Origin of the sequence: Clostridium sp., assembly GCF_029267215.1 — a bacterium.
Lineage (GTDB): Bacteria > Bacillota > Clostridia > Clostridiales > Clostridiaceae > Sarcina.
The window spans coordinates 1-6,095 of the sequence record NZ_JARIDH010000036.1 but is presented as its reverse complement, the minus strand read 5'-3'; the positions used below and the strand labels follow the sequence as shown (position 1 = coordinate 6,095).

The following is a 6,095-nucleotide window of genomic DNA, read 5'->3' as shown; positions in this document are numbered from 1 at the left end:
ACATAGCTTTCATAATAGGTGGTAGTTTAGGTCTATCGCAAGAAGTTATAAAAAGAGCAGATTATAAACTATGCTTTTCAAAGATGACATTCCCACACCAATTATTTAGAGTAATGCTTTTAGAACAGATTTATAGAGCTTTTAGAATAATGAAGAATGAACCTTACCATAAATAGATGAGATTTATTTTATTATAAATGTAAAATGAGTTAATAATTTCATGTTATGATATATTATGATAATATATAAGAGATGATAACAAGTTGGAGGAAGAGTAAGCGTTATGGTTAATAAAATAGACATAAAGCAGTATAGAAAACTAAAAAATTTAGAACTAGATTTTACATCTGGAATAAATGTTATTTCAGGAAGTAATGGTACTTGTAAAACATCCTTATTGCATATTATAAGTAATTCATTTAAGAAATTAACAAAAACTAATAAAAATTTGATTAATGAAAATAGTATTTCGGTAATAAATGATATAAATGATGTTTTGAATCCCAAAATAGAAAGTTTAACAAAAGGAGATAGTGAATATAATGATCCTGCTCTGGGGATAAAAGGAACTTTATTTTCTATTACATATTTTAATGGTACTAGCCTAGATTTTAGAAGACATAATTCAAGAAATGGTGGGAAAAATAGATTTTCAATAAAACCAACTTATCCTAAAGGGAGTAGTCAAAGGTTACCAGAGATGCCTGTAATATATTTAGGATTATCTAGGCTTTTTGCATATGGAGAATATCAAAATGATGAAGGCATTAAAAAAATAAATAAAAAATTACCAGAAAAATATTTAGAAGAAATAAATAAAATATATGAATGCTTTACAGGTATAAAAATATCCTATAAAGGGCAAGAAAAAATGGGAGATATAAAAACTAGAGCAGAATTTTCATCACAATATAAAGGTGTTGATTCAAATACAATATCAGCAGGAGAAGATAATTTATTTATAATAATAACAGCATTAGTTTCATTAAAATATTATCATGACAATATAAGTAGTCATAATATTGATATGAATGATAGTATATTGTTAATAGATGAAATAGATGCAACTTTACATCCAGCATATCAAATTAAATTATTGAACATTATGGAAGAATTTGCGAAAAATTATAAAATACAAATAATATTTACTACACATAGTTTGACTTTAATAGAAGAAGCTTTGAATAAAAAAAATAATGTATTATATTTAATAGATAATATAGATTCGGTGGATTTAGTACAAGATGTAGATATATATAAAATAAAAATGTTTTTAAAGTCAACATTACAAAAGGATATTTATATCAATAGAAATATTCCAATTTTTACTGAGGATGATGAAGCTAGATTATTTTTAAAATGTATATTTGATTATTTTGAGAGAGAATATAAAATGGAATTTTTTGGTGTGAAAAATTTATTTCATTTAGTTAATGCTAATATTTCATCTGATAGTTTATGTAATATATTTAAAGATAGTAATTTATTAAGGTCTACAATGAGGTCAATTTGTATCTTAGATGGAGATAGAGGTCCAGATTATACTAATTACATAATTGCATTACCTGGTAATAAAGCTCCAGAAGAGGTGGTTTTTAATCAATGTAAAAAAATTTATGAAGATTCTAATAATGAATTTTGGTATAATCCTAATATACAAGGAATGGGATATACTAAAGTATATTATAGAGATAATATAAAACCGGAAATTGAGCAAATTTCAACTAAAATTGAAGAATTCAAAAATGCTGGAAAATCTACTAAAGGGATAAGAAGAGAAGAAAATAAAAAATTATTTAGAAAATATGAACAATTTTTTACCTTGGTTATTAAAAATTGGATAAATTCAGAAGAAAATAAGCAACAATTAGAGTCTTTTTATAATGACTTAAAAACTATGTTTAAAAAGGTATCAGAGTTTCATGAGATAAGTTCAAAAGAGTGGAAAGATTAAAAGTTAGGAGGAAATATATTTGAAGTCATATACTCCTTTACGATATCCAGGTGGTAAGGCAAAATTATATAATTTTATGAAGGAATTAATAAATAAAAATTTTGAAAAAAAACCTATTTACGTAGAACCATTTGCAGGCGGTTGTGGATTAGCATTAAAACTTTTGCATAATGGCATCGTTGATAAGATAATTATAAATGACAATGATAATGCAATTTATTGTTTTTGGTATTCAATATTAAATAGTAAAAATGAATTTATTAAATTAATAGATGATGCTATATTTTCTATAGAAGAATGGGACTATCAAAAATATATTTATATGAATCAAGACAAATTTAGTAAATTAGAAATAGGATTTGCTACATTTTATTTAAATAGATGTAATAGGTCAGGGATAATATTAGCAGGGCCTATAGGTGGAAAACAACAGGTTGGAAAGTACAAAATGAATTGTAGATTTAATAAGAAAAATCTTATTGAAATAATAGAAAGTATATATTCATATAGAAAATCAATTAAATTACATCATACAGATGCAATAAACTTTATAAAATATATTGATAAGAGGTATGACAACTTACTTATATATTTAGATCCACCATACGTAAAAAAAGGAAAGGATTTATATAAAAATCACTTTAATGAAAAAGATCATATTAGATTAGCTAAAAAAGTTAAAAAATTAAATAATGATTGGTTTATTACGTATGATAATAGTGAGTTGATAGAACAGGCTTATAGCGGATTAAGACAAGAAAAATTTTTCTTAAGATATACTGTAGCTGGAGAGAAAAAAGGTCAAGAGATAGCAATATATAAAGATGAATTAAAAAATTATATTAGTATAAGTGAATTTTTATAGATAATAAAAAATAGATGTTAAAAATTAAAGATAAAAAAGAAATTAATTATATAAAGGAGTTTGAATTAGTAAATTTTTTATTTGATTTAATTAAACTATTAGCTAAAAACTATGGAGAAAACAGAGATATAGATAAAGATTTAGGTGGATACATTTTAATAGTTGAGAGTTTAGAAGATGCTGAAGAACTTAAAAATGGGATGTTGAAAGATATCATACCAGAATATAAAGATGAAATTATATGTAGTGAAGGAGTTAATTATAACTCTTCACTATTTTTACTTTTTAGCGATTTTTTAGTAATAGTAATAGATGATGAAGAACTTTTTAAGTTAATTTTAGAATAAGGGCAAAAATGTTGAATAGGAAATAATAAAAAGCATCAGATATTGTAATTTTCTAAAATAAGCTAGTTTAAAATATTAATATTACACATATTGCATAGAAAAGATTTTTATTAAGTCCATGAAAAGAGATAATATTTTCAGGTTATAAAGATACAGTAAGATGTGATTATATATATGTTCCAAGAATTTTAGATGTAATTGAATTAGAGTTAATCAAACTAGGATATAGAATTAAGAAATGGAACGACTTTTTTGTTGCTTCAATCAAAGACATTATAACTAATTCAGTTTACATAGGAAAGATTAGATATAATGTAAGACAAGATTGGTCAGAAAAGAGAAGAAAGAATATAAATCCTAATCCAATAATAGTTTATGGACTTCATGATTCAATCATTAGTAATGAATTGTGGGACAAGGTTCAGAAAATACTAGAATCAAAGAAGGGAAAATCAGCTAGAATATATGATAGAGAATACTTAGATGTCTAGTTTGTGGGCAGGAATGGTAATAATGAGAACAACCAACAAATTAAAAGATGGAACAAAGAAAAGAATAACATACTATGCTTGTGGTAACTGGAAGAATAAAGGTATAGCAGTCTGTAATTCTAATGCAATAAGAGTTGATAAAGCTAATGAATATGTCTTTGGAAAGATAGAAGAACTACTTTCTAATGAAAAGATGGTTAAAGAAATCATAGACAACATCAATCATACTAGAAGAAGTAATGTAGAACCAAACAAGAAAAAGTTAGACAAAATAGATAAAGAACTAAGTAAACTAAAAAGTAAGAAAACTAAAATACTAGAAGCATATGAAGATGATTTAATAACAAAAGAAGAACTAGTTGAAAGAAAATCAGAACTAGATAAGAATATAAATGTATTAGAAGAAGAAAGAGAAAAAATTCTAATAACAGTAACAGACGAAAATCAATCAGAAGTTTCATATGATGTAATAAAAGAAATTCTACAAAGCTTTGGAAGAATAATGGTTAACTATACAAGTAAAGAAAAGCAAAAGATGTTACTTCATAGGTTGGTTTCAAAAATAACCGTAGGAAAAGATAGAAAAATAGATTCAATAAAACTAAAAATAAATGATGGTTTAATAGACTATCTAAGCAATGAAGAAGAAGTGCCAATGAAAGACGTTTCTTATTTTCTTATGCGAAATTTTAGGTTTGGTAGAATGAAGTTGAATTTAGCAATTTAGATGTAATTATTAGTAATAGATAGAAAATAAAATAATTATTTGATAGTATTACTTTATAAGCAAATTATTTATAAAAGATTTGAAAATAAAGTGTAACTTTTAGGGAGAGAGGAATATGAAATTAAATAATGAGTATATATGGAAAGAAACAATCTTAGTTTTTGATAGTTGTAGTATATTAAGGTTATATGAATTTTGTTTAAATAACTCACTTGAATTGGAAGATATTTTTGATTGTAAATCTCAAGATATTATCTTATTAGATCAAGTTGAAAGAGAAGTCACTAATATTTATACTAATAGAATCAATGATAAAAAAAACAAATATGAAATTGCATTTAAAAATATTTTAGAAAAAGAAAATAAACAAAAGATAATAAATTCATTGAAAAAACAGTGTGATGGATATAAGTATTCAGATGAATTTATTTGTTTATTAGAGGGTTTTGTTGACCATAAAGTAAGTTTTGATGAAATAGAAGAATTCATATCTGAAAATGATGAATATGAAAATCAATGGATTGAAAAAAATAAATTAGAAAATATATTAAAAGATTTTTTTTCACATAGATATAAGTCAAAATTGACTGAAGAAGAGTTAAAAAAAAAGTACAGAATAGATAGCAAAATAGGGTTACCAGGAAGCAAGGATAGTAATAAGCAAAAAAATAAAATGGGAGATTATACAATCCTTAACCAATTAGTTGAACTTGCAAATAATAAAAATAAAGATATTACTTTTATAACAGCAGATGTGAAATCTGATTGGTTTCCATTCAATAAAGAATTAAAAAGAAAAGAGTTAAATCCTAAATTGATTAATTGGTTCGAAAGAGAATTATCAAATGGTTTAGATATTAAAATTATTAGTTTAGTAGAGTTTCTTGAAATAGCGAAAAATTATATAAGTAGTGATATTAGTGATTTAATTGATGAGTGTATTGTTTATGAGTTGGTTGAAGAAATTTATAATGAATGGTATCCAAGTGAACTTGTAGATATTGTTAATAAATATATTGAAGAGGATGTAGGATTACAAGATCAAATAGAAGATTCTATTGGATGTTGCTTAGATAATCTTTCTTTTGATGAGTGTGAAAGTTGTAAAGTTAAAGAAATTATTAGCTGTGAAATAGAAGATGATGTAGTTAATATTAACGTTAGTGTAAATTTTATAGTTTCTATTGATTCTTCAGCTCATTGGTGTAATGAGGATATAGATTTAGGAAGTACTAGTTGTTATTTTAATGGAGTAGTTAATGGAATTATACCTATTGAATGGAGGTCTGATAGAACAGGATCTATTTCAATTGGTTCCCAGATTGAATCTATAAATATAGAGTATATAGATCTTTTAAAAGTTGACTCAGATGAATATGAAGAGTACGAAGAATATGAAGAGTACGAAGAATATGAAGAAATATTTTAAAGAAGAAAACCTCACTTAATACTGATACGGTGAACCGTACCATAAATAATTAAGATTTTAAGTAATAAAAAACAATATCTAAATTAAATATTTATTATGCTTAATTATTTAACTTAGATATTACTATTTGGGAAAATGTGTATTAATTTTAACTGTTTTAAAAAATAATTAAAAAAGGTTGCAAATAATTTACTTATATGATATACTAAACTAGTAGCAAAGTAGCTAACAAAAAAAGTTTCATTTAGGTAAATAGTTTCTCATAAATTAGAGATTATTATA

7 protein-coding genes are annotated in these 6,095 nt (G+C 24.2%); all 7 read left to right on the top strand.

Features of this window, described 5'->3' with window-relative positions; all coding sequences use genetic code 11:
- Positions 1-176 (top strand): 23S rRNA (pseudouridine(1915)-N(3))-methyltransferase RlmH (locus tag Q1K13_RS05970; protein ID WP_300348477.1); only part of this gene is annotated, 176 nt, incomplete at its 5' end.
- 107 nt (positions 177-283) lie between these two features.
- A complete protein-coding gene (locus Q1K13_RS05965; RefSeq protein WP_300348474.1) occupies positions 284-1,954 on the top strand; it encodes an AAA family ATPase in 1,671 nt (556 codons plus the stop codon).
- 19 nt (positions 1,955-1,973) lie between these two features.
- A complete protein-coding gene (locus Q1K13_RS05960; protein WP_300348472.1) occupies positions 1,974-2,819 on the top strand; it encodes a DNA adenine methylase in 846 nt (281 codons plus the stop codon).
- Between the two features lie 14 nt (positions 2,820-2,833).
- Positions 2,834-3,166 (top strand): hypothetical protein, encoded by a 333-nt coding sequence (locus Q1K13_RS05955; protein WP_300348469.1) that lies wholly within the window; start codon positions 2,834-2,836, stop codon positions 3,164-3,166.
- Between the two features lie 128 nt (positions 3,167-3,294).
- A complete protein-coding gene (locus Q1K13_RS13030; RefSeq protein ID WP_366522617.1) occupies positions 3,295-3,657 on the top strand; it encodes a recombinase family protein in 363 nt (120 codons plus the stop codon).
- Positions 3,650-4,384: a hypothetical protein gene (locus tag Q1K13_RS05945; RefSeq protein WP_300348467.1), complete on the top strand. Its 735-nt coding sequence runs from the start codon at positions 3,650-3,652 to the stop codon at positions 4,382-4,384. The genes Q1K13_RS13030 and Q1K13_RS05945 overlap by 8 nt, the downstream gene beginning before the upstream one ends.
- 115 nt (positions 4,385-4,499) lie before the next feature.
- A complete protein-coding gene (locus Q1K13_RS05940; protein WP_300348465.1) occupies positions 4,500-5,813 on the top strand; it encodes a PIN-like domain-containing protein in 1,314 nt (437 codons plus the stop codon).
- Positions 5,814-6,095: the final 282 nt, after the last annotated feature.

What these genes read in the sequence shown, in the direction of transcription:
- Q1K13_RS05945 (WP_300348467.1), top strand. Translation starts at nt 3,650, where the DNA reads ATGTCTAGTTTGTGGGCAGGAATGGTAATAATGAGAACAACCAACAAA.
- Q1K13_RS05955 (WP_300348469.1), top strand. Translation starts at nt 2,834, where the DNA reads ATGTTAAAAATTAAAGATAAAAAAGAAATTAATTATATAAAGGAGTTT.
- Q1K13_RS05965 (WP_300348474.1), top strand. Translation starts at nt 284, where the DNA reads ATGGTTAATAAAATAGACATAAAGCAGTATAGAAAACTAAAAAATTTA.
- Q1K13_RS05940 (WP_300348465.1), top strand. Translation starts at nt 4,500, where the DNA reads ATGAAATTAAATAATGAGTATATATGGAAAGAAACAATCTTAGTTTTT.